Consider the following 24992-nt stretch of genomic DNA (forward strand, 5'->3'; position numbering starts at 1 on the left):
GGTTAGGCCCGTTCTTTACGTGGCGGGAGTGCCTGTTTCCGTCCGAGAACTACAGATGGCTGACTCGTCTGCGGCCGACCCGTCCGACGACTCGCCCGAGCCGGGGAGCACGCCCGACCCGGCCGCCGCGAAGACACGCGGCGACCGCGTCTCGGACGTGACGAACTGGTTCATTCACGGCGTCGAACTGGCCGCGGCGGCGCTTTTCGCCCTGCTGTTCGGTATCGGCGTGATCGACCTCGCGATCCAGATCGCCGAGTCGGTCCCCACCGGCGCGATCACCGACCCGAACACGGTCATCGGCTTCATCGAGACCGGACTGCTGCTCCTCATCATCGTCGAGGTGTACGAGACGGTCGTCGCCTACATCGAGCAGAGCGACACGCGCCGGATCGTCAGGCTGGTGATCTACACCGGCGTCATCGCGATGGTCCGGAAGGTGATCATCTTCCGCACCACGGAGTACTCGACGACGCAGGACGCGCTGTTCGCGGCGGTGTCGTACACGATCATCATCGGCGGCCTCGTGGCGCTGCTATTCGTCGAGCGCTCGGTCGGCAACTCGATTCTGTCCGAGTGAGCGCTGGTAGGGGGACCGCTGTCGCCGTCCGAGTGGGCCGTCAGTCCGTCAGCTCCTCGATCAGCGTGTCGAGGTCGTACGTCGCCGGCGCGCGCGACTCGTCGCGGAGCGTCGCGATGGTGAACGTCGAGTTCGTCCGCTCGACCTGCGGGATCGCCTCGAAGTCGCTGATCAGCCGCTCGACCGTGTCCGACGAGGAGAGCCGAGCGAGGACGACGAAGTCCGTCTCGCCCATCGTGAAGAACGCCTCCGTGACGCCCTCGACCGCCAGCAGCTCCTCGGCGAACTCCTCGTAGGGGCCCTCGTAGCTCGCGAGCACCTCGACGATGACGGTGACGCCGAGCCCGAGCGCCTCGTGGTCGAGGTCGTACAGGTCGTTCTCGATGACTCCGTCCTCGCGCAGGTTGTTCAGCCGGTAGTGGATCGTCGACACCGGGATCCCGGTCTCCTCGTGGAGCCGCTCGGGGCTCCCGGTGCCGAGATCGGAGATGGCCTTCAGCAGCCGCACGTCGCGCTCGTCCATACACCCGGATCGACCCCCGATCGGTTGTATATGTCGCCCGACAGGGTTGGAGTCTGCTCTAAGATACGGTGGCGGCTCGGGCGAGGAATCGAATCTGATTCGTATGTCTGATTCTTCATCCTAGATATCGGCTGTTTCGAGAGTATAGTTTAACTATGACCGCGTATTTCGAACGGATAGTCAGTGAATCTCAGAAACTTCCTCTCTACTCCGGAAGCGATCGTGGCCGCGTTCCTCCTCCTCGCGACGCTGTGGGGCACCTCCTTCGTCGCCATCGAGGCCGGCCTCCACTACTTCCCGCCGCTGCTGTTCGCGGGGGTCAGGTACGCCGTCGCGGGCGCGGTCGTGCTCGGCTACGCCGCGGTCGCCGCGGACCGGTGGACGCCGCGGGGCCGCGACGAGTGGCTCGGCGTCGCCGTCGCGGGCACCTTCGTGATCGCGGCGTATCACGGGCTCCTCTACCTCGGCGAGATCCGGATCTCCGGCGCGGTCGCCGCGGTCGTCGTGAGCCTCTCTCCGGTCCTGACGGCCGTCTTCGCGGCCGCACTCCTCCCGAACGAACGCCTCGGCCCGGTCGAGATAGGCGGGTTCGCGCTCGGCGTCCTCGGGGTGGTCGTGGTCGCCGACCCGGCGGCGGCCGGGCTCGGCAGCGCGGCGGTCGTCGGCGTCGGCCTCGCGCTCGCGGGCGCGGTGGCCTTCTCGCTCGGCGCCGTCCTGCTGCGACCCCTCCGCACCGACCTGCCGATCGCCGCGCTTCAGGGGTGGGCGATGGTCATCGGGGCGGGCCAGCTCCTCGTCGCCGCCGCCGCGATCGGGGAGTCGCCCGCCGCGATCGTCTGGAACCAGACGTCGATCGCGTCGCTCGCGTACCTGACGGTGCTGTCCGGCGTGGTCGCGTTTCTCCTGTACTTCGCGCTGCTCGACGCGGTCGGCCCGTCGCAGCTCCACCTCGTCGGCTACGCGGAGCCCGTCGTCGCCGCGGTCGGCAGCTGGCTCCTGCTCGGCCACCTCGTCGACGCCGAAGCCCTTGTCGGGTTCGTCGCGATCCTCGCCGGCTTCCTCGTCTTGGAGCGCCGGGAGATCGCCGACTACGTCGGCGGCGACCGCCTGACGGGATAGCGACCAGCGAAACAGTTCCGCGTCCTCAGCGGGGATTCACCCCTCGATCTCTCGGCTCAGCCCCGCGCGGAGGTCGCGGCCGAAGTAGTGCCCGAGCAGCGCGAGTGCCAGCCCGACTCCCCCGCCGACCGCGACCAGCGGGAGCCCCCACTGCGAGAGGTAGTCGATCCCGATGGGCAGGAAGCCGACGCCGAGGACGCTCGTCACCGCGCTGACCGCGCCCGCCGCGCCGCCGGCGATCCCCGTCTCGACGTAGCGGCGCGTCGACAGCACGAGGCCGAGGAGGAACGCGGCAAGGAAGACGCCGCCCGCGGTCCCGATCGTCCCCCCGATCAGGGGTATCAGCCCGCCGACGAACACGCCGACCGCGACGGTGACGAGCGCGAGCCCGAACGCCCTCGCCGAGAACCACCGGCCCGAGACGCCGACTCGGCCGGACCCCCCGGCGCTGCCGGCGGTCCCCGCGCTCGGTTCGGCGCTCGCGGCGCCGCCGGAATCGGCGTCGGACGCCCCCTCGCCGCCGGCGAGGTCGTCGTCGAGGAGGTCGTCGAGGTCGTCCATCGGGTCGTCGTCGGACGACTCGCGCTCCTTGGAGGGTTGCATACCCGACCGTTCGGGCCAGCGGACTTGGCTTTTGTGCCGCGACGGCCGTCCGGAACGTCCCCGACGACCGGGCGGAACGCCCGCGACGGCCCGCGGGAACCCCTCGACCGGCGGCCCGTGCGACGCGGTACCGTTCGCCGTTTCACCGGAAACGAGGTGTGGGGCCCGGGCGTCAGTTCCCGTCCGACCCTCCGTCGCCCGCCTCGGACCGCCGCCCGCCCCAGACGCGCTTGTCGACGAGCGAGACCGTCATCGGCCGGTCGACCGCGATCTGACAGGAGAGCCGGGGGTAGCCGAACCGGTCGGCGAGCCGGTCGTGCCAGTGGTCGGCGGGCGGTCCCTCCCGGGCGCGGACGCCGCAGGTGGCGCACAGCCCCCGCCCGCCGCAGTTGAGGCGCCGGGTCGCGGCCGCGTACGGCGACAGCCCGGCGTCGAGCAGGACCCGGCGGAGGTTCCGCCCCCGCTCCACGTCGAGGTTGACGCGCTCGTCGCCGTCGACGACGACGAGCGACACGGTCTCCGTCCCGGCTTCCGTTCGGTCGTCGCCGTCGCGGTCGCCGTCGGTCATCGGAGGGTCTTCGCGCGCCGGACACAAAGCGTCGGGGACCCGACGGGGCGTTCGAGACCCGGAACGGCTTTCGGCGCGGCCACCGGATCGGGGGGTATGGACACGCGGCGCGCGCTGCTCGACGCCCTGGCGGCGGACGACGGCCCGGTCTCCGGGCCCGCCCTCGCCGAGTCGCTCGACGTCTCCCGGGCGGCCGTCTGGAAGGCGGTCGAGGGGCTCCGGGAGGAGGGGTTCGCGGTGGAGTCGACGCCGGACGGCTACGTCGCGCCCGACGACCCGGGCTACTCCGGGGCGGGCATCGCGTTCGGGCTCGACGCTCCTTACTCGGTGGAGTACCACGACCGGGTCGGGTCGACGAACGAGCGGGCCCGCGAGCTCGCGGGAGAGGGCGCCGCGGACGTCGCGGTGGTCGCCGACGAGCAGACGGGGAGCCGGGGGCGCCTCGACCGCGAGTGGGTGGCGCCGAGCGGCGGCGTCTGGCTGTCGGTCCTGACCCGCCCCGACGTGCCGACCGCGCGGGCGCCGCTCTTCACGCTCGCGGCCGCGGTCGCGACGACCGACGCCGCCCGCCAGGCCGGCGTCGACGCGCGGATCAAGTGGCCGAACGACGTGCTGGTCGCGGGCGACGGGAACGGCGAGGGCGGGGGCGATCCGGACCCGACCGGCCGCGGCGGCCGGAAGCTGGCGGGGATACTCACGGAGATGGAGGGGGAGGCCGACCGCGTGGGCTGGCTCGTCGTCGGCGTCGGCGTCAACGCCAACCTCGACCCCGAGACGCTGCCCGCGGGCGCGACGTCGCTGTCGGCCGAGCGCGGCGCCCCGGTCGACCGGCGGCGGTTCGCCGCGACGCTGCTCGAACGCTACGCGGAACTCACCGCGTCGCCCGAGGCCCTCGACGGCGTCCTCCCGGCGTGGCGCGAGCGGGCGAGCACGCTCGGGCGGCGGGTCCGCGTCGAGGCCGCCGACGGCGTCGTGGAGGGCACCGCCGTCGACGTCGCCGAGCCGGGCGCGCTCGTGATCGATACCGACGAGGGGCGGCGGCGCGTCCACGCGGGCGACTGCGAACACCTCCGCGACGCGGAGTGAGGTGGGCGGCGGGGCCCGAGCCTCCTCTTTATCCGGTCTCCGTCGCGTCCGAGACCGGCCCCTCGGCGTCGGTCCCGGCCGCCTCGCCCGCCGTCGCCGACTCGGCGGCGCTCGGCGGCTCCTCGCCGTCGCCGATCCGCACCGTCAACACCGGAACCGACGAGCCCCGCACGACCTTCTCCGCGACGCTGCCGAGGAGCAGCCGGTCGATGCCGCCGCGGCCGTGGGTCCCCATCACGACGAGGTCGCAGCCCGCCTCCTCGGCGTGGGTGATGATCTCGCGGCTGGGCGACCCCTCGACGACGGCCGTCTCCACGTCCACGTCGCGGTCGGCGGCCAGTTCGCGGACCGTTTCGAGCGCCGCCTCCCCGTCGTCGTACAGCAGGTCGCCGACGCCCTCCCAGGTCGTCTCCATCGGCATCCCGGCGTACCGCGCGGTGTCGACCACGTAGATGGCGCGGACCGAGGCCCCGTGGACCGCGGCGAGATCGAGCGCGTGGCACACCGCCAGCTCCCCCTCCGAGGAGCCGTCGGTCGGGACCAGAATCCGGTCATATAGGGGCATGTTCACATGACTCATATCACCGACGACGGATAACCCTTTGCGGTTCTTGCCGGTTTCTCGCCGTCGCCCCCGCCCCGGCCGCGACGGGGCGCGCGTTTATGCTCCGTCCCGTCGAGGGGACGGTATGTCCGACGAGATCACCCTCTCCCGGCTCGAACCGACGCTCGAAGACCACGCGTACCCCGCGGATCGAGACGCCCTCGCCGAAGCGTTCGCCGGGACCACGGTGCTGTTCGCCGACGGCGACGCCGACCTCGGCGACCTCCTCGCCGACGTCGACCAGGAGACGTTCGAGAGCGCCGACGACGCGCACGCCGCGCTCCAGAACGTCCTCCCCATCGAGGCGCTCGGGGAACCGGGCCAGTCCGACGGCGACGCCTGACGGGGCCCGCTTTGCCGCTCGCTCCTCACCGCTTCGCACGCCGCGGCCACTCCTCACCGCTTCGCACGCCGCGGCCCCTCGTCATCGCGTCCCACGCCACGGCGCGTCTCGCATCGCTTTTCACCGCGGATCGCGGACTGGCGGTAATGAGTTACCGGATCGGTCTCGTCGGCAAGCCCTCGGTGGGGAAGTCGACGTTCTTCAACGCCGCGACCATGAACGACGTGCCGGAGGGCGCGTACCCGTTCACCACCATCGACCCGACCGTCGGCGAGGCGTACGTCCGCGTCGACTGCGCCGCCCCCGAGTTCGACGAGACGTGTACGCCGAGCGTCGGCGTCTGCCGCGAGGGGACGCGGTTCGTCCCCGTCAAGCTCGTGGACGTGGCCGGGCTCGTCCCGGGCGCCCACGAGGGGCGCGGGCTCGGCAACCAGTTCCTCACCGACCTCAACGAGACCGACGTGCTGATCCACGTCGTCGACTTCTCGGGGAAGACCGACATCGAGGGCGAGGCGACGGAGGGCCACGACCCCCGCGAGGACATCGACTTCTTGGAGGAGGAGCTCGACGCCTGGTACCTCGACGTGTTAGAGAAGGGCCTCGAGAAGTACGAGACGCGGTACCAGGGCGCCGACGCCGCCGTCGAGGAGGAGCTCGCCGAGCAGATGTCCGCGTTCGGCACGGACAAAGACCGGATGAAGCGGACCATCCTCGCGCAGGGGCTCGAACTCGATCCGGAGACGTGGGACGAGACGGACCGGATCGAACTGGCCCGCGAGATCCGCAAGCGGACGAAGCCGATGGTGATCGCCGCCAACAAGATGGACACGCCCGAGGCGCAGGCGAACTGGGAGGAGATCACTTCGGACCCCGACTACGACCACCTCTCCTTCGTCCCCGCGAGCGCCCACGCCGAGAAGGCGCTGAAGAACGCCGACGAGGCGGGCGTCGTCGACTACACGCCGGGCGAGGACGAGTTCGAGGTCGTCGGCGACGTCTCCGGCGAGCAGGCGGCCGGGCTCGATCAGATCGCGGAGTTCGTCGGCGAGTACAACGGCACGGGCGTCCAGGGCGCGCTCGAAGCGGCCGTCTTCGACGTGCTGGGCTGTATCGCGGTCTTCCCCGGCTCCGCCAACGGGAGCAAAGACGAGAAGGGGGTCTTCCGCGACTGCTTCATCCTCCCCGAGGGCGCCACGACCGAGGACTTCGCGTACCACATCCACTCCGACATCGGCGAGGGGCTGCTCCACGGCACCGACTGCCGGAGCGGCCGGCAGGTCGGGGCCGACCGCGAGCTCTCCCACCGCGACGTGATCGAACTGGTCTCGACGAAGCAGGCGGCGCCGTAGTCGCCCCGCGCTGCCCGGGCCCTCGACGCCCCCGATCAGCTATTACCCGCCGGGGTCCAACCGGACCCCATGGAACGGACCGTCACGGTCGAACCCGAGGCCGGCCTTCACGCGCGACCCGCCTCGAAGCTGGTACAGACGGCGAACCGATTCGACGCCGACGTGTCGATCGGTCGCGCCGACGACGGCGACGACGGCCTCGTCCGCGCCGACAGCATGCTCTCTGTCAGCGGTCTGAACGTCGAACACGGCGAGTCGGTCCGCGTGGTCGCCGAGGGGCCCGACGCGGAGGCGGCGCTGGACGCCGTCTGCGACCTGCTCACGAGTCCAGTCGAGGAGGCGGACGAGGAGGAGACGGACGGCGGTGACGCGGAGGACGCCCCGTGAGGACGCTCGCCGGCGTCGGAAGCACGCCGCGTGCGGGCGTCGGGACGGCGCGCTGGTACCGGCCCGAGGCCGATCTGTCGCTCCCCGACCGCCCGGACGCCGTCGACGCCGACGCCGAACTGGACCGGTACGAGGCGGCCCGCGACGCCGCGCGGGAAGCCCTCCGCGACGCCCGCGACCGGACGGCCGAGCGCGTGGGCGAGAAGGAGGCCGCGGTGTTCGAGGCCCACGAGGGCTTCCTCGACGACCCGACGATAGTCGAGGACGTCGCGGCCGCGATCCGGGAGGGGACGCCGGCGGAACACGCGGTCGCGGACCGGTTCGACGAGGCCGTCGCGCAGTTCGAGGGCATGGAGGGGCGGATGGCCGAGCGCGCCGACGACCTGCGCGACGTCCGCGACCGGCTGCTCCGCGCGCTCCTCGCCGGAGACGGGGAGGCGTCGACCGCGACCGATCTCGCGGCCCTCCCGGACGGGACGATCCTGCTGGCTGAGCGGCTCACCCCGAGCGACACCGCCGCGCTCGACCCCGACGCTGTCGCCGGGATCACGACCGTCGAGGGCGGTCGGACCTCCCACGCCGCGATCATCGCGCGGTCGCTCGCGGTCCCCGCGGTCGTCGGCGTCGGCGACGCCCTCGAATCGATCGGAGACGGGGAGACGGTCCTCGTCGACGGCGAGGCCGGCGAGGTCGTCGTCGACCCCGACGAGGCGCGCCGCGAATCGGTGCGGGAATCGGGCCATGAGGTGATCCCCGAGCGCGTCGAGACGGTCGACGGCCGGTCGGTCGAGGTCGCCGCGAACGTTGGCGGCGAGGCCGAACTGGCGCCGGCCGCCGAGCGCGGCGCGGACGGGATCGGCCTGTTCCGGACCGAGTTCCTCTTCGTCGACCGCGAGGCGCCGCCGAGCGAGGACGAGCAGTACGCGGCCGTGACCACCGCGCTGTCGGCGTTCCCCGACGACCGCGTCGTCGTCCGGACGCTCGACGTCGGCGGCGACAAGCCGGTTCCGTACCTCGACCTCCCCGAGGAGCCGAACCCGTTCCTCGGGCGGCGCGGGATCCGGCTGTCGCTCGACGAGCACGCCGACCTCTTCGAGACGCAGCTCCGCGCGCTGCTCCGCGCCGCGGCGACCGAGGACGGCGACGGGCTCGCCGTTATGTTCCCGCTCGTCACGCGGGTCGAGGAGGTCGAGCGCGCGGTCGACGCCGTCGAGTCGGTCGCCGACGACCTCGCGGCCGAGGGCGTCGACCACGCCGTCCCGGAACTGGGGGCGATGGTCGAGACGCCCGCGGCGGCGTTCCTCGCGGACGCGCTCGCCGAGCGCCTCGACTTCCTGAGCGTCGGGACGAACGACCTCGCGGGGTACGTGATGGCGGCCGACCGCGGCAACGACGCCGTCGCCGACTATCACGACCCGCTCCACCCGGCGGTGATGCGCGCGCTCGACCGCACGACCGCGGCCGCCGAGGGGAGCGACGCCTGGGTCGGGATGTGCGGCGAGATGGCCGGCGACCCGGCGCTGACGGAACTGCTCGTCGGACTCGGCTTCGACGAGCTCAGCATGAGCGCGGTGACGGTGCCCGAGGTGAAGGCGCGCGTCCGCGAGGTGGACGCCGACGCCGCGGCGTCGCTCGCGAACGAGGCGCTCGCCTGCGAGACGCGCGGCGAGGTGCTGGACGTGCTGGAGATCGGCGAGCGCGACGCGTAGCCGACTCCGGAAACCAGGGCGGCGCCGCTCCTACAGCTTCTCGATGTCCCGGGCTGCCTCCGCCTGCTCGCGCACGGACTCGACCGTGGCCGACGGGTCGGTGGCCGCGACCGCGGCGTTGACCGCGCCTTCGAGGACCGGCGCGTCCGCGATGACCGCCTCCGCGTCGCTCAGCTCGACCGCGACGTCCGCGTTCATCACCGCGCTGCCGAGGTCGACGAGGACGACGACGCCGTCCGCGTCGCCCTCGTCTTCCTCGCCCCCATCCGCGTCACTCTCCTCCTCTTCGCCCCCGGCTGCGGCGTCGATCGCCGCCTCGATCGCGTCGGGGACGGTGCCGATCCCACCCTTCCCGTCGCCGCCGACCGGTTCGATCCGGGTGTCGCCAGCCATCTCGGCCGCGATCTCCGCGATCCCCTCGGCGGCGCGCTCGCTGTGCGAGACGACGACGATCCCGACCATCAGTCGTCCTCCGAGCCCCCCGCGTCGTCGGGGTCCTCGTCCGGGATCGTCGGCGAGGCGGCGTCCGTCTCTGGAACGTCGACGCCGAGCCGCTCGGCGGCGACCGCGAGCAGCTCTTCGAGGATGAACAGGGTGCTCGTCGCGCCCGGGTCTTGGTGCCCGACCGAGCGCCAGCCGAGGTAGGAGGCGCGCCCCTTCCGCGCCCGGATCGGGACGGTGAACGCGACGCCGCGCTCGGCGGCGTCGACCGCCTTCGCGAGCGCCTCGATCGGCGGCAGGTTGTCGACCTCGATCGACTTCTTGAACGTGTGGACCGCGGGCGTCAGCGCGTCCACCATCGTCTGGTCGCCGACGCGCGCGTCGCCGCGGTCCTCGACCTTCTCCAGGTACGTCTCGGCGAACGCGACCGCCGTTTCGGGGGTGATCCCGCCGTCGAGCTCGCCCGCCGCGAACACGAGCGACCCGCCGAACAGCGGCCCGGAGGCGCCGCCGACCTCGCTCATCAGCGTCTTGCCGACTGTCTTCGCGACGGTCTCCGGGTCCGGGTCGTCGAGGTCGCGCGCGGCGTCGGCCGCCTCGGCCCACCCGCGCGCCATGTTTCCGCCGTGGTCGGCGTCGCCGATGGCGGAGTCCAGCTGGGTGAGGTGGTCGCGCTCGGCTTCGATGCGCTCGGCGACGGCCTCGACGGCCGCGACGACCGCCGCCCCGTCGTCGCTCATTTCTTCGTCAGCGCCGGGGTGTCGGCCGGCGCGTCGAACAGCTCCTTCAGTTCGTCGTCGACCGCGCACACCGTGATCGACGCGCCCGCCATGTCCAGCGAGGTCATGTAGTCGCCGACCCACGCGTCGTACGTCTCCAGGCCCCGCTCACCGAGCAGCTCTTGGAGCCGGCGGTTGACGACGAACAGCTCCATCTGCGGGGTGGCGCCCATCCCGTTGACGATCGTGAGCACTTCCTGTCCCTCGTCGAGGTCGAGGTCGTCGAGGACCGCCTCGGTCAGGTGCTCGGTGATCTCGTCGGCCGACATCACGTCCGTGCGCTCCGTCCCCGGCTCGCCGTGGATCCCGATGCCGAGTTCGATCTCGTCGTCGCCAAGATCGAAGGTGGGCTCGCCCTTCTCGGGGGTGACACAGGAGGTGAGCGCGGTGCCCATCGTGCCGACGTTGTCGATCACCTTCTCGGCGACGCGCTTCACCTCGCTCAGATCGGCGCCCTGCGCGGCCTTCGCGCCGGCGGCCTTGTGGACGAGGATCGTCCCGCAGACGCCGCGGCGCCCGGAGGTGTACAGCGAGTCCTCGACGGCCACGTCGTCGTTCACCACGACGCTTTCCACCTCGATCCCCTCCATCTCCGCAAGTTCGATGGCGGTCTCGAAGTTCATTACGTCGCCCTCGTAGTTCTTGATGATCGCGAGGACGCCGTCGCCAGCGTCGCAGGCGCCGATCAGTTCCTCGAACTCGTCCGCCGTCGGCGAGGAGAACACGTCGCCCGCGGCCGCCCCGTCGAGCATGCCGTCGCCGACGTATCCCGCGTGGGTCGGCTCGTGGCCGCTGCCGCCCCCGGTCACCAGCGCTACCTTCCCCTCGACCGGCCCGTCGTCGCGGACGAGCACCTGCGTGTCCGGCAGGCGTCGCAGGCGGTCGGGATACGCCGCCGTCATCCCGTCCAGCATCTCGTCGACGACGTCGTCCGGGTCGTTGATCAGCTTCTTCATGATCGTTGGTACCGACTCACTCGGTTCGCATAAGCGTAGTGGCCCTCAGCCCCGCCGTGCCCCCCGTCGAGCGGTCAGTTGGGTTCCAGTTCGCGGGTGCCGCACTCGCGACACCGGGCGACCCCGGCGTCGGTCCGGTCGGGCACGCGGAACTCGTGGCCGTTCTCGCAGACGCCGCCGTCGTCGAACGGGTCGGTCGCCGGCTCGATGTCGGTCGACTCGCAGGCCGGGCAGCCGAACGCGCCGTGGCCCAACTGTGTCGGCTCTTCGAAGTAGTGGCCCCTCCGGCAGCGCCCGCCGTCCTCGACGCCGTCCGTGCCAGGCGCGACGTTCTTGACGTTACACTTCGGGCAGTAGTACGTCCCGTCACCGGCCTGCTTCGGCGACGCGAAGTAGTGGCCGTTCGCACAGCTGCCCCCGCGGTCGAACGGATTCATGCCTCGGCCGACGGAGAACTGCGTGTAAACCCCTGTGGTCGGGATCGTTCCGGGATTCCGAAAAGAGAGCCGCGGCGTGGGCCCGACCTCCTGCCGTGGCTTTCACCGGCCATCCACGGCTCGCGCCTGTTACGCGCTCTCCGTCGTCGACGTCGCGGTCACTATGACCTAACGCTGCTGCTCGACCGCGCGTACTCAGAGGTGGCAGGGACCTCGCCGACACTACCGACGAGACGCCGGCGAGGAGGAGACCGATACCCGACGAGTTACGACACTGCGTCGCGGACAGCGCCCGGGACGTCCGCTCGGTCGACCTCCCGAACCGACGAGATGTCGGGGTCGCTCTCCCCGTACTTGTACCCCGACCCGGTCATTATCACGGCGATGTCGTCGTCGGGACCGAACTCGCCGGCCGCGGCGAGGTCCCGCACGGCGGCCGTGGCCACGGCACACGACGGCTCGACCGAGACGCCGGCGTCGGCCGCGAGGCGGTCCGTCTCGGCGAGCATCGCCTCCTCTGGGACGGAGACGACGCCGCCGTCCGTCTCCGCGACGGCGGCCAGCGCCCGGTTCCCGCTCGGCGGATCTGCGTTGTTGATCGAGACGGCCGCCGTCGGCTCGCCGGTGACCGGCTCGACGTGCGACGCCCCGCGCCGGTACGCCTGCGCGATCGGGTCGCAGCGCGCGGCCTGCGCGAGGTAGATCCGCGGCGTCGTCGCGAGTAGCCCCGCCGCGTCCAGTTCCCTGAGCGCCTTCCAGACCCCGCTCGCCTGCCCGCCGCTGCTTACCGGTAGGACGATCGCGTCCGGGGCGTCGGGGGCGAAGGCCTCGCAGATCTCGTACGCGACGGTCTTCTGTCCGGCCACTCGGAGCGGGGCGTCCGAGTTGAGGAACGCGGCGCCGAGGTCGTGTTCGAGGGTGTCGTGGTAGAGCCGTCCGTACTCCCCGTGGACCCGGAACAGGTGCGGGTCGTGTTGGGCGATCATCGCGAGCCGGGAGTCGGGGGTGTCCTCGGCCACGAGGATGACCGCCTCCCGGTCAGCCGCGGCGGCGTGGGCGGCGACGCTCAGCGCCATGTTGCCGTGCGACACCGTCCCGACCGGCCCGTCGATCCGACTGATACCGACGGCCGTGCCGCGGTCCTTGAAGCTCCCCGTCGGATTGACGCCCTCCACCTTGAGGTGGATCCGAGGGCCGCCCGTCGATTCGATCGACGGCGCACGGAACAGCGGCGTCCCGCCCGCGGCGGCGGCGAGCCCGGTCGGCGTCGTCGCGGGGAGCACTGACTCGTACCGCCAGAGGGTGTCTCGGCCGAGCGAACCGTCGCCCGTGTCGGGCCAGTCGAACGCCGCCGCGTCGGTCTCGAACCAGAGTGGTTCGCCGCAGCGACAGCGGGTCGCGTCTCCGAACGGGTACGTCTCCCCGCAGTCGTAACACGTCAACTGCTCCATACCCCTCTCTCACGGGCGGTGTACAAATGATTGGTTACGAGACCCGACCGCTGATCTCGGTCGGCTACTCGCGGATGCGACGCCAATCGTGGACCTTCGATATGAGTCCGAATACACGAAATCGCGGTAGGTCCGTAGGAGCGATTTAGACGTGGATTCCGTTTGTCGTGTATCTGAATCGACTACTTCCAGCCTATTCATCTAATTTTCTGCCCTGATATTCGTGCCAGTAAGTACATAAGGCAGGTCCGTCTCATCTACGGTAACCAGCAACCGATCTGAACGAAAACGGGGTCTAGTAAGCGTCGTCAACGGCGCTTACGTCCCGGAGATTTCGTTCGTCGGTGGCCGCTGGGTTCAAACTATGAAACCAAGCAACCAATCCAACGCGGACGACAGGGCAGTGAGTCCCGTCATCGGCGTCATCCTCATGGTCGCGATTACTGTCATCCTGGCGGCGGTCATCGGGACGTTCGTTCTCGGACTCGGCGACCAGTTGGGTGACACCGCGCCGCAGGCCAGTTTCGATATCGACAGTTCGAATGACACAGCGGTTAACATCACCAAAACCGGTGGTCAGGCGATTCCGATCGACGACCTCGTTATCTCTATCGATGGAACGAGGTACGATGATGCCAACACAAGTATCTCGGGCGATTGGCAAACCGGGGTAACGGTGACCTACAGCGAAAACACCGCGTTCCCGGATAATACGGATGCGACGGTCCAACTCATCCACGATCCGAGCGGGAACGTGATCTTTGAGGGAACGGCGGACCTCTCAGCCTAATCGGAACCCCGCCATCTCTAACGAGATTCTTTTTTCTATCTGCCCGAGCACATCTATTTGAACTGCTGGGCCGCAGCTAGATCCAACTCAACATTAGCTCTGCGGAAATTTTTGTTTGACTAAGTAAGATCACCGAGCGCAGCGTCGATCGTCACACTCCTCGCTTGGTCGTCATCAGAACCGCTCGCCTTTCGAACTGGCACACCCACTCGCCGTTCGAGCCAATTCGGGTACATCTGTCGTGGATCATGAATCTATCTACGCCGGACCACAAGGTGCGCCGAGAACCCCATACAAAGCTCTCAACCTTGCCTTACGAATTCCAACAGCGTCGGCACTAGACCGTCTACCGGGAAGTGTACCAGATACGTTCGCTTCCTAGAAGATTGGTGCTCCCGAATCGCAATCGAGACATCGGTGTGTACGGCCGTCCTCGTCGCCGTAAACGCGGCGGAAGTTCGCGGCCACGTGCGCGTCGTACTGAAGACATGCTTCGGCTATCCCGAGATTGGCGCAACATCATGCCGACACCACTTCGGCTAACGCGGATCGGGGGACAGTGAGGACTACCGGCTTAATTCTTGCCTAGACAAGACACGCTAGCGGGTTGCTGGTGATCTAAGACAACGAAATTGGGTGGCTGGGGAGTCCCAGCCCACCAATCCCGAGCGGCCAATGACCGCCCGTGAAGCAGGTGGGCCAACACGGATTTGAACCGTGGACCTCCCGGTTATCAGCCGAGCGCTCAACCTGACTGAGCTATTGGCCCAGGTGAGCGCATTCAGTCGTTGCGCGGGTAGGATTTTAAGGGTTTCCTTTCGGGAGCCGCCCGCCGTGTGGCGGTTTCACGGTGCGTCTCGACGCCGGCGCCGTCAGTCGGTTCCCGTCCGCTCCTCCTCTTCGACGGTGAAATCCACGTCGACGACGTCGTCATCGTCCGCCGACGCGCCGCCGCGGTCCGCGCTCGCCCCGACATCTCCGTTGCCAGCGTCACCGCCGTCGAACCCGTCCGGACCGCCGCCGGAGAATCCGCCGCCCATCGTGAAGCCCCCCTCGCCGTCGTCGGGGAAGCCGCCGATGTAGACGTTGCCCGAGAGGAAGCCGTCCGTCTCGCGTTCGATGTACGGGACGACGACGTACTTCTTCAGGGCCACGCGGATCGGCACCCGGGAGAGCGGGAGCGCGAGCAGGAAGCCGACCGCGTCGGTAACGAGCCCCGGTGTGAGCAGGAACGCGCCCGCGGCGATGAGCAGTCCGCCGTCGAGCAGTTCGTCGGTCGGCGGCTTCCCCTGCGCGACCTTCCGTTGGAGGCGCGCGAGGGTCGCGCGCCCTTCGGCGCGCAGCAGGAGCATCCCGAGGACGGCCGTCAACACGACTAGGGCGACCGTCACCGGCCACCCGAGCCGCGTCGCCACCACGATCAGGAACAGCGCGTCCACGAGGGGGACGACGAGGAGCAGCGCGAGCAGCGTTCGCGGGCGCATACCCCCGCCTTCCCGCCGGGCGCCCATAGCCCTTTTCGTCGCGGGCGGGGTCCGTCGGGGGCTCGCGGCCCGCTCGCGGTCCGAGTCGATCGCGTCCGCCGCGACCGCCACGGCTTTGCCCGCCCGGTCCGAGCCGGCGGTATGGACATCGTCGGCGCGCTCGGCCGCGACCCGCCGGACCGCGAGTCGCTCCCGCGGTGGGTCGCGCCGCTCCCGAAACGGCTGGAGGACGTCGCCTTCCGGTTCGCGTGGGTCATCGTCGCCATCAACCTCGTCGGCACCGCGTTCGGCTTCTGGTACTACCGGTTTCAGTTCCGGGCCCTCCCGACCGAGATGTGGCTATTCATCCCGGACAGCCCCGGCGCGACGCTGCTCATCGCGCTCGCGCTCGGCGCGTGGGCGCTCGGCCGGTCAAGCGACACGCTCGCCGCGCTGGCGTTCTTCGGGAACGTCAAGCTCGGCCTGTGGACCCCGTACGTCCTCGTCGTCTTCTGGCCGGAGTTCCTCGCGGTCAACGGCCCGGCGCTGTACGCCTTCCTGTTCTTCAGCCACCTCGCGATGGTGGTCCAGGCGTTCGTCCTCCACCGGATCACCGACTTCCCGCTGAAGGCGGTCGCGGTCGCGACCGCGTGGTACACCGTCGACCTGTTGATGGACTACTTCGTGCCCGTGATCGGCGAGGTGACCCACACCTCGCTGCCGTACGCCGACAGCGCGCCGTGGTTCACGACGACCGTCCTCCAGGTCGCGGCCGCCGGCGCGGTCGCTCTCACCGTGATCCCGCTGTTCTGGACGCTCGGAACGCGGATCGCGACGCTGCGAGGCCGCGAAAGCGACGCCGGGTCGTCGTCGCAGTAGGAGAGCGTCGAGCCCGCCCGCGCTCACCGATTTAAGTGGACGGCCGACCTCCACCAGGGTATGAGCCACTACGAGCGGATCGCGGACCTGACGGTCACGATCGAGTCGGTCTCGCGGCGACGCCACGCGGCGAACACGACGAGCGGCTTCGAGCGGACGACGACGGAGTACCGGCTCGCGGGCGACGGCGTCGTCGGCAGGGGAGAGGACGTGACCTACGAGACGGCCGACCACGACGCCCTCGCCGGCACCGACCCGATCGACATCGAGGGCGAGTGGACCATCGACGAGCTGTCGGACCGGCTCGACGAGATCGACCTCTTCCACGGCCACGAGCCCGCAAACGAGACGTCCCGCAACTACCGCCGGTGGGCGGTCGAGAGCGCGGCGCTCGACTTGGCCCTCCGACAGCGCGGGGAGTCGCTCGGCGAACGCCTCGGCGTGGACCCCGAACCGGTCCGCTTCGTCGTCTCGACGCGGCTCGGCGACCCGCCGTCGACCGACCGCGTGGAGGCGCTGCTCGCCCGAGACCCGGAGTTAGAGTTCAAGCTCGACCCCACACCGGAGTGGCCGGAGGCGGCCTTCGAGACGCTGCGCGAGACCGACGCCGTGCGCGTCCTCGACCTGAAGGGGTGGTACAAGGGGACGGAGGTGGACGTCGAGCCCGACCCGGAGCTGTACCGCGACGTGTTCGCGGCGTTCCCGGCCGCGGTCGTGGAGGATCCGGCGTTCACGCCCGCGACGAGCGCGCTCGTCCAGCCGCAGGCGGACCGGCTCTCGTTCGACTACCCGATCGACGGCGTCGAGAGCCTCGAATCCCTCCCGGTCGAGCCCGGCTGGTGTAACATTAAGCCCTCTCGGTTCGGCACGCTCGAATCGCTGTTCGAGACGATCGCCTACTGCGAGGAGGAGGGGATCCAGCCGTACGGCGGCGGGCAGTTCGAACTCGCGAGCGGCCGCACCGCGATCCAGACGCTCGCCGCGCTGTGTTACCCCGACGCCCCGAACGACGTGGCGCCGCGGGCCTACAACGACCCCGACGCCGAGCCGCCGTATCCGAAGAGCCCGCTCCGACCGAGCGACGACGCGGTCGGCTTCGAGTTCTGAAACGACGGGATTCCAATCGGTTACTGGGTCAACTATTCACAAATGGCTCTGCGGTGGCGCGTGCCTCCGAGTGGCCGCCGTTGGCGGCCGCGAGGAGCACGCGCGAGGGAGTCAGTCGCCCGAAGCGAAGCGAGGGCGGCTGACGAGGCTGGGGAGGTGTGAGGCGCTGTGCGGGGCGGGACTCAAAGGGGCAGCCGCGAGGACGACGGCGCGTGACGTAAGCACCGGAGTGAGTGAGCGGAGCGAACGAACGAGGAGCGCAGCGAGCGCACCGAGTCCTCGCGGCTGGGGCTTTGGCGGTGTCCACCGTTGATTGGGCGTCACCCACGTACGGCCGAGAAGCTAGGGCTTTGGCGGTGTACGTCGTCAGTCCGTCAGCAGCCATTTATAAACAAGTAACTGGGATTGTGGCGCTCTCCGACGTTGACTCGCACACGTTCGCTTATAAATAAACGGCCGAACCCACGGAGCAACCGATCCCGCCGCACCACACCACTACTTAAGAGACGAACTTCAGCAGGTCGTCGCGGTTGTGGTCGTGGAAACGCGTCCGGAGGCACTCCTCTAACGCCTCGATGTCGCCGCGCTTCGCGCAGATGGGCGCCACGCGGTCGGACCACTGCTGCCACGGCGGGAACAGCCCGAGCCGGTCGCAGATCTCGTCGAGCCGCTCGTCGAGGTCGTCGATCTTGTCGGTCTTGTTGACGGCGACGATGGGCTCGACGCCCACGTCCTCCAGGAAGCCGTACATCTCCACGTCGTGGGGGACGTTCCCGCGCTCGGCGTGCCGGTCGATGATGTCGACCGCCGCCTTGCCGTCCATCACGACGACCCCCGCGAGGATCGAGTCGGCGTTGTCCTCCAGGTAGCGGACGATGTCCGTCTTGATCTGCTCGCGGTGTTCCTCCTCCACGCCGGACATGAAGCCGAAGCCGGGGAGGTCCGTGAACATGAAGCTCTCGCTGGCCCAGTCGAAGTGGTTCGGCTGGCGGGTGACGCCCGGCTTGCCGCCGGTCGAGAAGTCGTGGCCCGTCAGCTCGCGCATCAGCGTGGACTTGCCGACGTTCGAGCGCCCAACGAGGACGACCTCGGCGTCGCGGTCCGGCCGGTCTTCGAACATACCCGACGATGCGCGCCTGAACGGGTTAAAAGGCGCGTCGTCGGTCTCTGACGCGTCGCGACTGAGAGCGAACGGGCGCCGCCGGCCCGAGAGGAATCGTCTTTCGGGAGACACGCCCGCGGCCGTCTCGTCGTTCGAGAAGCGAAACAGTCGGAACGGGGATTGAATGTCCATATTTCGAAAACTTACAGTACGAAATATGAAACTACCATGGGTTTTATATACCTTTGGCCAGTGTGAGTGTGTGTAACATGGTGTTCCAAACGAGGGCTCGTGACCGTCGCATCGGTTCGACGAATCCGGTGAACGCCTGTACCGGCGCCTCCGAGCGCGTGCGACGAGGATTCCGGTCGTCCGCGGTGGGCCGCTCGTCCCCCTCGTCAGGCCGGGATCGGTCGGGGGGAGGCGTATGACGGGAGCCGAGACGTTCGGCGCCGTCTCCCTCGTGCCGCCGCTGTTAGCGATCGTGCTCGCGATGGTGACGCGGAAACCGGTCCTCTCGCTGTTCTTAGGGATCTGGTCCGGGGCCGCGATCTACACGACGAACCACGGCGTGGTCCAGACGCTGGACTGGCTCGTCTCCTCGATCGGCGAGAGCACGTTCAACGCGAAGATCATGCTGATCGTGCTGTTCCTCGGGGCCGGCGTCGCGCTCATCTGGCGGCTCGGCGGGGCGAACGCCCTCGCGAACGCGGTGACCTCCAGGCTCGACTCCCAACGGAAGGTCGGCGCGGCGACGTGGATCTTCGGCATGATCTGGTTCTTCGACGACTACTCGAACACGGCGATCGTCGGCACCACGATGCGGGAGATATCCGACGAGGTGAGCATCTCTCGGGAGAAGCTCGCGTACATGATCGACTCGACCGCCGCGCCGGTCGCGACGTTCGGTATCTCGAGCTGGGTCGCGTACCAGCTGAGCATGATCCGCGACGGCTACGAGGCGGCGGGCGTCTCCGTCGACGCCGGTCAGGTCCCCAGCGCCTTCGCGCTGTTCCTCCAGAGCGTCCCGTTCAACATGTACTGCCTGTTAGCGGTCGTGATGGTCGGGATAATCGTCTTTTCCAAGCGGGACTTTGGCGAGATGCTCGACGCCGAACACCGCTCGGCGACGGAGGGGAAGGTCCTGCGCGACGGGGCCATCCCGATGCAAAGCGCCGAGGACAGCCTCGGCGACGTGCTGACCGACTCGCCGCAGCTCCGGTACTTCGTGCTCCCGACCCTCACCCTGATGGTGACTGTGGTCGGCGGCGGGTTCTACACCGGACTCGAGGCGTCAGAGCCCGGCGCGGGGCCGTTCGAGATCGCCGGCAACGCCGCGTTCGTCGACGCGCTCCTCTGGGGGACGTTCATGATGGTGGCCGTCGCGCTCGTCATCGGCATCGCGAGCGGGGTCGCCGACCTCGACGAGGCGATGGAGACCGTGATCGACGGCTTCGGAATGATGCTGACCGCGCTCACGATCCTCGTGATGGCTTGGACGATCGGGACCGTCACCACCGCGCTGGGCACCGGCGTCTTCGTCACCAACATCGCGGAGGAGTTCGTCTCGCCCACGCTGCTCCCGGTCGTCGTGTTACTGGCGTCCGCGTTCATCGCGTTCTCGACCGGCACTTCGTGGGGGACGATGGCGATAGTCACCCCGATCGCGGTCCCGCTGGCGTGGAGCGTCGGCGGCGCGACGCCGGCGCTGCTCCCCGTCGCGATCGGGACCGTGTTCAGCGGTGCCATCTTCGGCGACCACTGCTCGCCCATCTCTGACACGACGATCCTCTCGTCGACGTTCACCGGCGCCGACCACATCGATCACGTCCGCACCCAGATCTACTACGCCACGACGGTGCTGATCGTGGCCGCGGTGCTGCTGACGGTGTGGGGCGCAACCCGGATCACGCCGCTGGTGCTGCTCCCGATCGGCGTGGTGACGCTCGCTGGCCTGGTGTACGTGCTCTCCGAGTTCGACGCGAACCGGAAGGGCGTGGCGGCGACCCGCACGGTTCGGGCCGGCAACCGGTCGCCCGCCGACGACGACTGACCCCCGCTCCGCCAGGGCTGGGCGCTCCCCGCCTCCCGGTCCGACGGACCCGACCCCGGTCGTCGGTACCGACAGTTCGGTCGGCGTTCGGGGCTTACTTGTCGCGGCCGAGCGTCCTTCGGGCATGGACAAACAGGCCGTCCGCGAGGCGGTGTGGGACGCCTTCGACGCAGGCGACCACGCGCGCTTCCCGTTCCCGCCGCACGACCGGATCCCGAACTTCGCCGGCGCCGACGCCGCGGCTGAGCGGCTCGCGGAAACCGAGGTGTGGGAGGCGGCCGCGACGCTGAAGGCCAACCCCGACGCGCCGCAGCTCCCGGTCCGCCGAGCCGCGCTCTGCGCCGGCAAGACCGTCTACGTCGCGCAGCCCCGGCTCCGCGACCCGGACCCGTTCCTCCGGCTCGACCCCGCCGAGATCCCGCCGGCGGAGATCGACGACGCGACCACCGTCTCCGGGATCGGCGAGTACGGGACGCCGACCGCGCCCGAGGCCGTCGCGCACGTCGACCTGATCGTCGCCGGCTCCGTCGGCGTCACCGCCGACGGCGCTCGGATCGGCAAGGGCGAGGGGTACAGCGACTTGGAGTGGGCGGTCCTCCGCGAACTCGGCGCGGCCGACGCCGACACGACGGTGGCGACGACCGTTCACGAGTGCTCCGTGCTCGACGGCCCCGAGTCGGCCGTGGGCCCGGATGCCGACCTCCCGAAACCCGACGCGCACGACGTACCGCTCGACCTCGTCGTGACGCCCGAGCGGACGGTCCGGACCGACACGCCGTACGCGCGCCCGGACGGCATCGACTGGGACGCGCTCGACGCGGAGCGGCTGTCCGAGATTCCCGTCCTCGCCGATCGAGCGCCCTGACGAGAGAAAATCGCGATCGGAAGAAGAACTACGGGGTTCGGTCCGCGCGTGGGATGCCCTCAGTCCGCGTGCTGCGGCGTCGGCGCGGCCCGCTCCGCCCGGTGGTCGGCCACGTGGCCGCACTCCGGACAGACGATCGTGCGCTCGTCGCCGTCGCTGACGACGAGCCACCCCTCTGACAGGGGACTCTCGAAGCGACACTCCGGACAGAAGAGGACCGACTTCCCGCGGGAGGGCGGGGAACCGCTGGCGTCTGCGTTCATGGTGTCCGGTAAGACCCGGAGATATAAGGGTCTTGTTCGACCTGATCGTTCAGTATGATCGGGAGTGACAAACGTGACTGTCACGCACTTTCAGAGATAATAGATCGTTCATTTCACCGATTAGAAAATAACTGATCGGCGACTGTCATCATCGTTCCGGGGCGTTTCGTCGCCCGCCTCGGAGGTACGCCTCGGAGGTACGCCTCGGGGGTACGCCTCGCCCCGGACCGCGTTTCCGTCGAAGGCTATCGCGCCAAGGGCATGTTGTAGCTCGTCTCCTCGGCCATCACGTACTCCCACGTGGCCTCGCACTCACAGGACACCTGCTCGAAGACGCTCGGATCCTGCCGCTTGTCGAAGTCCTTGATCGCGGTCTGGACGCGGTCGTCGCACTCGCCGCAGTTGTGCGCGCCGCGCTCGGAGCCGTGGCCGACCGGGTCGGAGACGACGATGGCGTCGACGTCCGCGGTCGCTTCGAGCACGTGCGCGACCGACCAGAGCCACGGCGGCCGGTAGCCGCCCTCGAAGAACAGTTCGTCGACCATCGTGTAGCGCTGGACGTTCGTCGGGTTCATCGAGACGGTGTGACAGCCGTCCACGTCGGCGCACCGCCGGATCGAGTCGATCATGTCGGCGGCCGCCTCGGGCTCCGCGAGGAAGGGCGGCTTCATGAGGAGGTACGCCTTGATCCCCACGTCGGCGTCGAACTCGTCGTCGGCCGCGGCCGCCTCGGCGCAGGCGGCCTCGAAGTCGGCGAAGTCGAAGTACTTGTTCACGCAGTCGTGGCGGACGCGGTCGGTCGCGGTCTCCAGGCCGACCGCCACGTCGGTCGCGATGCCGTGGTCCGCGAAGTCGGCGATCTTTTCGCGCTCGACGAAGTCCGGCAGCGACTCGACGACGATCCGGTCACGGTCCGCGAACGTCTCGGCGATGGCTCCGCGGGTCTCGGCCGGCACCTCGCGCTCGTCGAGGAAGGAGCCGGAGGTGTAGATCTTGATCAGCTCCGCCGGCTCCTCGGCCTCCTCGGCCTCGTGGTCGAGGCAGGCGTCGATCTGGGTCATCAGGTCCTCGTGGGCGACGCTGCCGCCCTCCACCGACTCGGCGACGTAGCCGCACATCGTACAGCCGCCGGCGCGGGCCCACCGGCAGCCGCCGGTGTTCAGGATGATCGTGAGGGAGTTCACCACGCCGTCGGGCGTGTTGTCCTCGTCGATCCACACGCGGGTCGGCTCCGTCGGGTCGTACGTCTCCGAGCGCTCGGCGCGGATGTCGCGCATCACGGCGTTGTGCGCGTCCATCCCGCGCCCCTGCTCGTACGCGTCGGGGCTCGGCTGGCTCATTGCCGGGAGAAGCGGTCGCGCGCGTAAAGCGGTGTCGTCATCGCGGGCCACGTCGCGCCCGCATCGCAGCCCATGTCGCGCTCTCGTCGGAATCAGTCACGTCGCCGGGGGCCCGGCCGCCCGCGAGTCCGACACCGTGGTTCGACTCCGCGTCCGCCGGTCGGAGACGACCGTTTGCGAAGAATTCTCAAACATGACGGACTGATAAATATATATTATTTCATAGAAAGATTTTATAAACATCCCAAAGTGGAAGAAACCGATGTCACGGGACCGTGACTACGGACGGCGTGACGTACTGCGAGCGGGTGGAATCGTACTCGGCGGGTCGCTCGTCTCCGGCTCGGCGGCGGCCGCGGACGGCGAGGGAGCGACGACGCTCACCGTCCTGTCGTACAACGACATCCAGACGGCGGCGGCGCAGGACGAGAACTTCCCGCGGCTGGTGACGCTCATCGAGCAGCGGCGGGCGGCGGCCGACGGCCCCGTCGTCGTGGTCGGCGGCGGCGACGAGGTGGGACCGCACGCGCTGAGCCCGGTCTCGCAGTGGCGCGCGCCGGTGGACGTGCTCAACGAGGTCGGCCCGGACGCGGACGTGATCGGCAACCACGAGTTCGACTACGGGCTCGACCCCATCTCGGACGTGACGGCCGACTCCGAGTTCCCGTGGCTCGCGACGAACCTCGTCGACAGCGAGACCGGCGAAGCGTTCGACGGGACGGAGTCCGTCCGAATCGTCGAGCGAGGCGGTGTCAAGGTCGGCCTGATCGGACTCGTCGACGAGGGCGCGACGTTCGGAAAGACGAACATCAAATTCAACGAAGAAGGGTTGACACTCGAAGACTACACCGAAACCGGCCCCGCCGAAGCGAAGCGGCTCAAGGAAGAGGAGGGCGTCGACGCCGTCGTCGCCCTCGCGCACACGGGCATCAGTGACGCCGAGGACCTCGCGGAGGCCGACGCGGACGACGACATCGACGTGATCGTCGTCGGCGACGACGAGCAGTTCTATCCGCCCGAGGAGGTCGACGGGTCGATCGTCTCAGAGGCTCGGGCCCGCGCCCGCTACCTCAGCGAGATCGAGCTGACGGTCGAGGGCGGCGAGGTCACCTCGTTCGACGGGCAGCTGATCGAGGTCACCGACGACATCGAGAAGGACCCGACCGCGTCCGACATCATCAACGAGTACCGCGGAGAGGTGAGCCTGGACTCGACGGTCGTGGAGACGGAGACGCCGCTCAACGCCACGTTCGGGGCGAACTACCACCGCGAAACCGGCTACGGTAACCTGATCACCGACGCGATGCGCGAGCGCGTCGACGCCGACGCCGCGATCACGAACGCGGGCGGTATCCGCTCGGACTCGGTGTACGGGCCCGGCGAGATCACCGGCGGTGACATCTTCAACACGTTGCCGTTCCCGAACACGGTCATCTCGCTTGAGCTCACCGGCGAGGAGCTCGTCGAGACCTTAGAGAGCCAGGTCGTCACGCTGGAAAGCGAAACTGGGCAGAACTTCGGCGAGGAGATATCCCAGCAGACCAGCGGCCTGCGCTTCGAGTGGGTCCCCCACGACGACGCCGACGAACTGATCCGCGACGTGTACGTTGACGGCGAGCCGCTCGACCTCGAGGAGACGTACGAAGTGGCAGTCAACAGCTTCATCGCAAACGGCGGGAGCGGCTACCCGCTGGCGGACAAACCCGTAGCCGAGGAAACGGGAGAGCTCCAGGCGGAGACCGTGGTCAACTACCTACAGGAGCGGGAGACGATCGCTCCGACCGTCGAAGGCCGGATGCAGCGCGTCGACCGCGACCTCCCCGACGCGTCGGTCACCGTCGACGGGAACGGCAAGGTGGTCACGCAGTTCGACGCGCCCGACGACGTCGACTCCGTCGCCGAGGACGCCGTCGCCGTGTGGACGCCGGACGGCGAGCACCTCGACGCGGAGACGGTCGTCTTCGCGGCGGGCGGTGACAACCTGATGGTCCGCGTCGACGACGGCGACTTGGCGGACGCGGTCGAGGACGCGGACGACGGCGACGAGGTTCCGCTCGACCTCTACGCCGAGTACGAGTCGAGCGAGTTCGACCAGATCTACTTCGAGCGCTCGCGGCTGAACGCCGACGTGGCGGCGACCGTGCGCCGCCGCGGTCGCGGCCGCGCCGGCCCCCCGGGACGCTGAACGCGGGCGG

General features: G+C 69.4%; 27 protein-coding genes and 1 tRNA gene. 13 read left to right on the forward strand and 15 right to left on the reverse strand.

Annotated features, from left to right (window positions below):
* The first annotated feature begins 55 nt into the window (after window positions 1-55).
* On the forward strand, window positions 56-580 hold the full coding sequence (locus tag HPS36_RS13135) for a phosphate-starvation-inducible PsiE family protein (protein WP_173230486.1): 525 nt from the start codon (window positions 56-58) through the stop codon (window positions 578-580).
* A 40-nt stretch (window positions 581-620) separates the two neighbouring features.
* Here HPS36_RS13135 and HPS36_RS13140 read toward each other — a convergent pair whose 3' ends face one another.
* Window positions 621-1103 (reverse strand): Lrp/AsnC family transcriptional regulator, encoded by a 483-nt coding sequence (locus tag HPS36_RS13140; protein WP_137716146.1) that lies wholly within the window; start codon window positions 1101-1103, stop codon window positions 621-623.
* Window positions 1104-1286: 183 nt separating this feature from the next.
* Between HPS36_RS13140 and HPS36_RS13145 the strand changes: the two genes are divergently transcribed.
* Window positions 1287-2222 (forward strand): DMT family transporter, encoded by a 936-nt coding sequence (locus HPS36_RS13145; protein WP_173230487.1) that lies wholly within the window; start codon window positions 1287-1289, stop codon window positions 2220-2222.
* A 36-nt stretch (window positions 2223-2258) separates the two neighbouring features.
* Here HPS36_RS13145 and HPS36_RS13150 read toward each other — a convergent pair whose 3' ends face one another.
* Complete coding sequence (locus HPS36_RS13150; RefSeq protein ID WP_173230488.1) at window positions 2259-2825, reverse strand: hypothetical protein; 567 nt, start codon at window positions 2823-2825, stop codon at window positions 2259-2261.
* 172 nt (window positions 2826-2997) lie between these two features.
* On the reverse strand, window positions 2998-3393 hold the full coding sequence (locus HPS36_RS13155; protein ID WP_173230489.1) for a 2Fe-2S iron-sulfur cluster-binding protein: 396 nt from the start codon (window positions 3391-3393) through the stop codon (window positions 2998-3000).
* Between the two features lie 96 nt (window positions 3394-3489).
* Here HPS36_RS13155 and HPS36_RS13160 point away from each other — a divergent pair, with 96 nt between their 5' ends.
* Window positions 3490-4479: a biotin--[acetyl-CoA-carboxylase] ligase gene (locus HPS36_RS13160; RefSeq protein WP_173230490.1), complete on the forward strand. Its 990-nt coding sequence runs from the start codon at window positions 3490-3492 to the stop codon at window positions 4477-4479.
* Window positions 4480-4507: 28 nt separating this feature from the next.
* Here HPS36_RS13160 and HPS36_RS13165 read toward each other — a convergent pair whose 3' ends face one another.
* The gene (locus HPS36_RS13165) at window positions 4508-5044 is read right to left on the reverse strand and encodes a universal stress protein (protein WP_173230491.1); all 537 of its coding nucleotides are present in this window, start codon (window positions 5042-5044) and stop codon (window positions 4508-4510) included.
* 124 nt (window positions 5045-5168) lie between these two features.
* Between HPS36_RS13165 and HPS36_RS13170 the strand changes: the two genes are divergently transcribed.
* The 4 genes from HPS36_RS13170 (at window position 5169) to ptsP (ending at window position 8871) form a co-directional block, all read left to right on the forward strand.
* On the forward strand, window positions 5169-5426 hold the full coding sequence (locus HPS36_RS13170; RefSeq protein WP_173230492.1) for a DUF5789 family protein: 258 nt from the start codon (window positions 5169-5171) through the stop codon (window positions 5424-5426).
* A 146-nt stretch (window positions 5427-5572) separates the two neighbouring features.
* Entirely contained in the window at window positions 5573-6775 is a 1203-nt protein-coding gene (locus HPS36_RS13175) for a redox-regulated ATPase YchF (protein WP_173230493.1), read from the forward strand.
* 69 nt (window positions 6776-6844) lie between these two features.
* Window positions 6845-7162 (forward strand): HPr family phosphocarrier protein, encoded by a 318-nt coding sequence (locus tag HPS36_RS13180; protein WP_173230494.1) that lies wholly within the window; start codon window positions 6845-6847, stop codon window positions 7160-7162.
* Complete coding sequence (ptsP, locus tag HPS36_RS13185) at window positions 7159-8871, forward strand: phosphoenolpyruvate--protein phosphotransferase (protein ID WP_173230495.1); 1713 nt, start codon at window positions 7159-7161, stop codon at window positions 8869-8871. The genes HPS36_RS13180 and ptsP overlap by 4 nt, the downstream gene beginning before the upstream one ends.
* 30 nt (window positions 8872-8901) lie before the next feature.
* On the opposite strand, the gene HPS36_RS13190 is transcribed toward ptsP, so the two are convergent.
* The 5 genes from HPS36_RS13190 to HPS36_RS13210 all read right to left on the reverse strand — a co-directional run bounded on the left by HPS36_RS13190 (window position 8902) and on the right by HPS36_RS13210 (window position 12935).
* Window positions 8902-9333 carry a PTS sugar transporter subunit IIA domain-containing protein gene (locus HPS36_RS13190; RefSeq protein ID WP_173230496.1) on the reverse strand — a complete coding sequence of 144 codons (432 nt, stop codon included), beginning with the start codon at window positions 9331-9333 and terminating at the stop codon, window positions 8902-8904.
* Complete coding sequence (gene dhaL / locus HPS36_RS13195; protein WP_173230497.1) at window positions 9333-10052, reverse strand: dihydroxyacetone kinase subunit DhaL; 720 nt, start codon at window positions 10050-10052, stop codon at window positions 9333-9335. The genes HPS36_RS13190 and dhaL overlap by 1 nt, the downstream gene beginning before the upstream one ends.
* On the reverse strand, window positions 10049-11047 hold the full coding sequence (gene dhaK / locus HPS36_RS13200; RefSeq protein WP_173230498.1) for a dihydroxyacetone kinase subunit DhaK: 999 nt from the start codon (window positions 11045-11047) through the stop codon (window positions 10049-10051). Before dhaK ends, dhaL begins: the two co-directional genes overlap by 4 nt.
* Window positions 11048-11121: 74 nt before the next feature.
* Entirely contained in the window at window positions 11122-11484 is a 363-nt protein-coding gene (locus HPS36_RS13205) for a hypothetical protein (RefSeq protein WP_173230499.1), read from the reverse strand.
* Window positions 11485-11750: 266 nt separating this feature from the next.
* A complete protein-coding gene (locus tag HPS36_RS13210; RefSeq protein ID WP_173230500.1) occupies window positions 11751-12935 on the reverse strand; it encodes a threonine synthase in 1185 nt (394 codons plus the stop codon).
* Between the two features lie 364 nt (window positions 12936-13299).
* On the opposite strand from HPS36_RS13210, the gene HPS36_RS13215 reads away from it, so the two are divergent.
* Complete coding sequence (locus tag HPS36_RS13215) at window positions 13300-13725, forward strand: type IV pilin (RefSeq protein WP_173230501.1); 426 nt, start codon at window positions 13300-13302, stop codon at window positions 13723-13725.
* A gap of 378 nt (window positions 13726-14103) precedes the next feature.
* Here the strand turns inward: HPS36_RS13215 and HPS36_RS17085 are convergent, their stop codons facing one another.
* From HPS36_RS17085 to HPS36_RS13225, 3 genes are all read right to left on the reverse strand, one after another.
* Window positions 14104-14226, reverse strand: coding sequence for a DUF7563 family protein (locus tag HPS36_RS17085; RefSeq protein WP_449405251.1), 123 nt, complete (start codon window positions 14224-14226; stop codon window positions 14104-14106).
* A 194-nt stretch (window positions 14227-14420) separates the two neighbouring features.
* Window positions 14421-14494 (reverse strand) — tRNA-Ile (locus tag HPS36_RS13220).
* 103 nt (window positions 14495-14597) lie between these two features.
* On the reverse strand, window positions 14598-15209 hold the full coding sequence (locus tag HPS36_RS13225; RefSeq protein ID WP_173230502.1) for an FxsA family protein: 612 nt from the start codon (window positions 15207-15209) through the stop codon (window positions 14598-14600).
* A gap of 141 nt (window positions 15210-15350) precedes the next feature.
* Here HPS36_RS13225 and HPS36_RS13230 point away from each other — a divergent pair, with 141 nt between their 5' ends.
* Together HPS36_RS13230 and HPS36_RS13235 are read left to right on the forward strand one after the other, a co-directional pair.
* Entirely contained in the window at window positions 15351-16067 is a 717-nt protein-coding gene (locus HPS36_RS13230; RefSeq protein ID WP_173230503.1) for a DUF1405 domain-containing protein, read from the forward strand.
* Window positions 16068-16127: 60 nt separating this feature from the next.
* Window positions 16128-17174 (forward strand): enolase-like domain-containing protein, encoded by a 1047-nt coding sequence (locus HPS36_RS13235; protein WP_173230504.1) that lies wholly within the window; start codon window positions 16128-16130, stop codon window positions 17172-17174.
* A 499-nt stretch (window positions 17175-17673) separates the two neighbouring features.
* Here HPS36_RS13235 and engB read toward each other — a convergent pair whose 3' ends face one another.
* Complete coding sequence (engB, locus tag HPS36_RS13240) at window positions 17674-18294, reverse strand: GTP-binding protein EngB (RefSeq protein WP_173230505.1); 621 nt, start codon at window positions 18292-18294, stop codon at window positions 17674-17676.
* A gap of 409 nt (window positions 18295-18703) precedes the next feature.
* On the opposite strand from engB, the gene HPS36_RS13245 reads away from it, so the two are divergent.
* Together HPS36_RS13245 and HPS36_RS13250 are read left to right on the forward strand one after the other, a co-directional pair.
* Window positions 18704-20329: a Na+/H+ antiporter NhaC family protein gene (locus tag HPS36_RS13245; RefSeq protein ID WP_173230506.1), complete on the forward strand. Its 1626-nt coding sequence runs from the start codon at window positions 18704-18706 to the stop codon at window positions 20327-20329.
* A gap of 124 nt (window positions 20330-20453) precedes the next feature.
* On the forward strand, window positions 20454-21194 hold the full coding sequence (locus HPS36_RS13250; protein WP_173230507.1) for a 5-formyltetrahydrofolate cyclo-ligase: 741 nt from the start codon (window positions 20454-20456) through the stop codon (window positions 21192-21194).
* Between the two features lie 59 nt (window positions 21195-21253).
* Here the strand turns inward: HPS36_RS13250 and HPS36_RS13255 are convergent, their stop codons facing one another.
* On the reverse strand, window positions 21254-21457 hold the full coding sequence (locus tag HPS36_RS13255) for a hypothetical protein (protein ID WP_137716168.1): 204 nt from the start codon (window positions 21455-21457) through the stop codon (window positions 21254-21256).
* Between the two features lie 245 nt (window positions 21458-21702).
* Window positions 21703-22797, reverse strand: coding sequence for an archaeosine biosynthesis radical SAM protein RaSEA (locus HPS36_RS13260; protein WP_173230508.1), 1095 nt, complete (start codon window positions 22795-22797; stop codon window positions 21703-21705).
* A 262-nt stretch (window positions 22798-23059) separates the two neighbouring features.
* Between HPS36_RS13260 and HPS36_RS13265 the strand changes: the two genes are divergently transcribed.
* Window positions 23060-24982: a bifunctional metallophosphatase/5'-nucleotidase gene (locus HPS36_RS13265; RefSeq protein ID WP_173230509.1), complete on the forward strand. Its 1923-nt coding sequence runs from the start codon at window positions 23060-23062 to the stop codon at window positions 24980-24982.
* Window positions 24983-24992 lie beyond the last annotated feature (10 nt).

It is taken from the genome of Halorubrum salinarum (genome assembly GCF_013267195.1).
GTDB classification, from domain to species: Archaea; Halobacteriota; Halobacteria; order Halobacteriales; family Haloferacaceae; genus Halorubrum; species Halorubrum salinarum.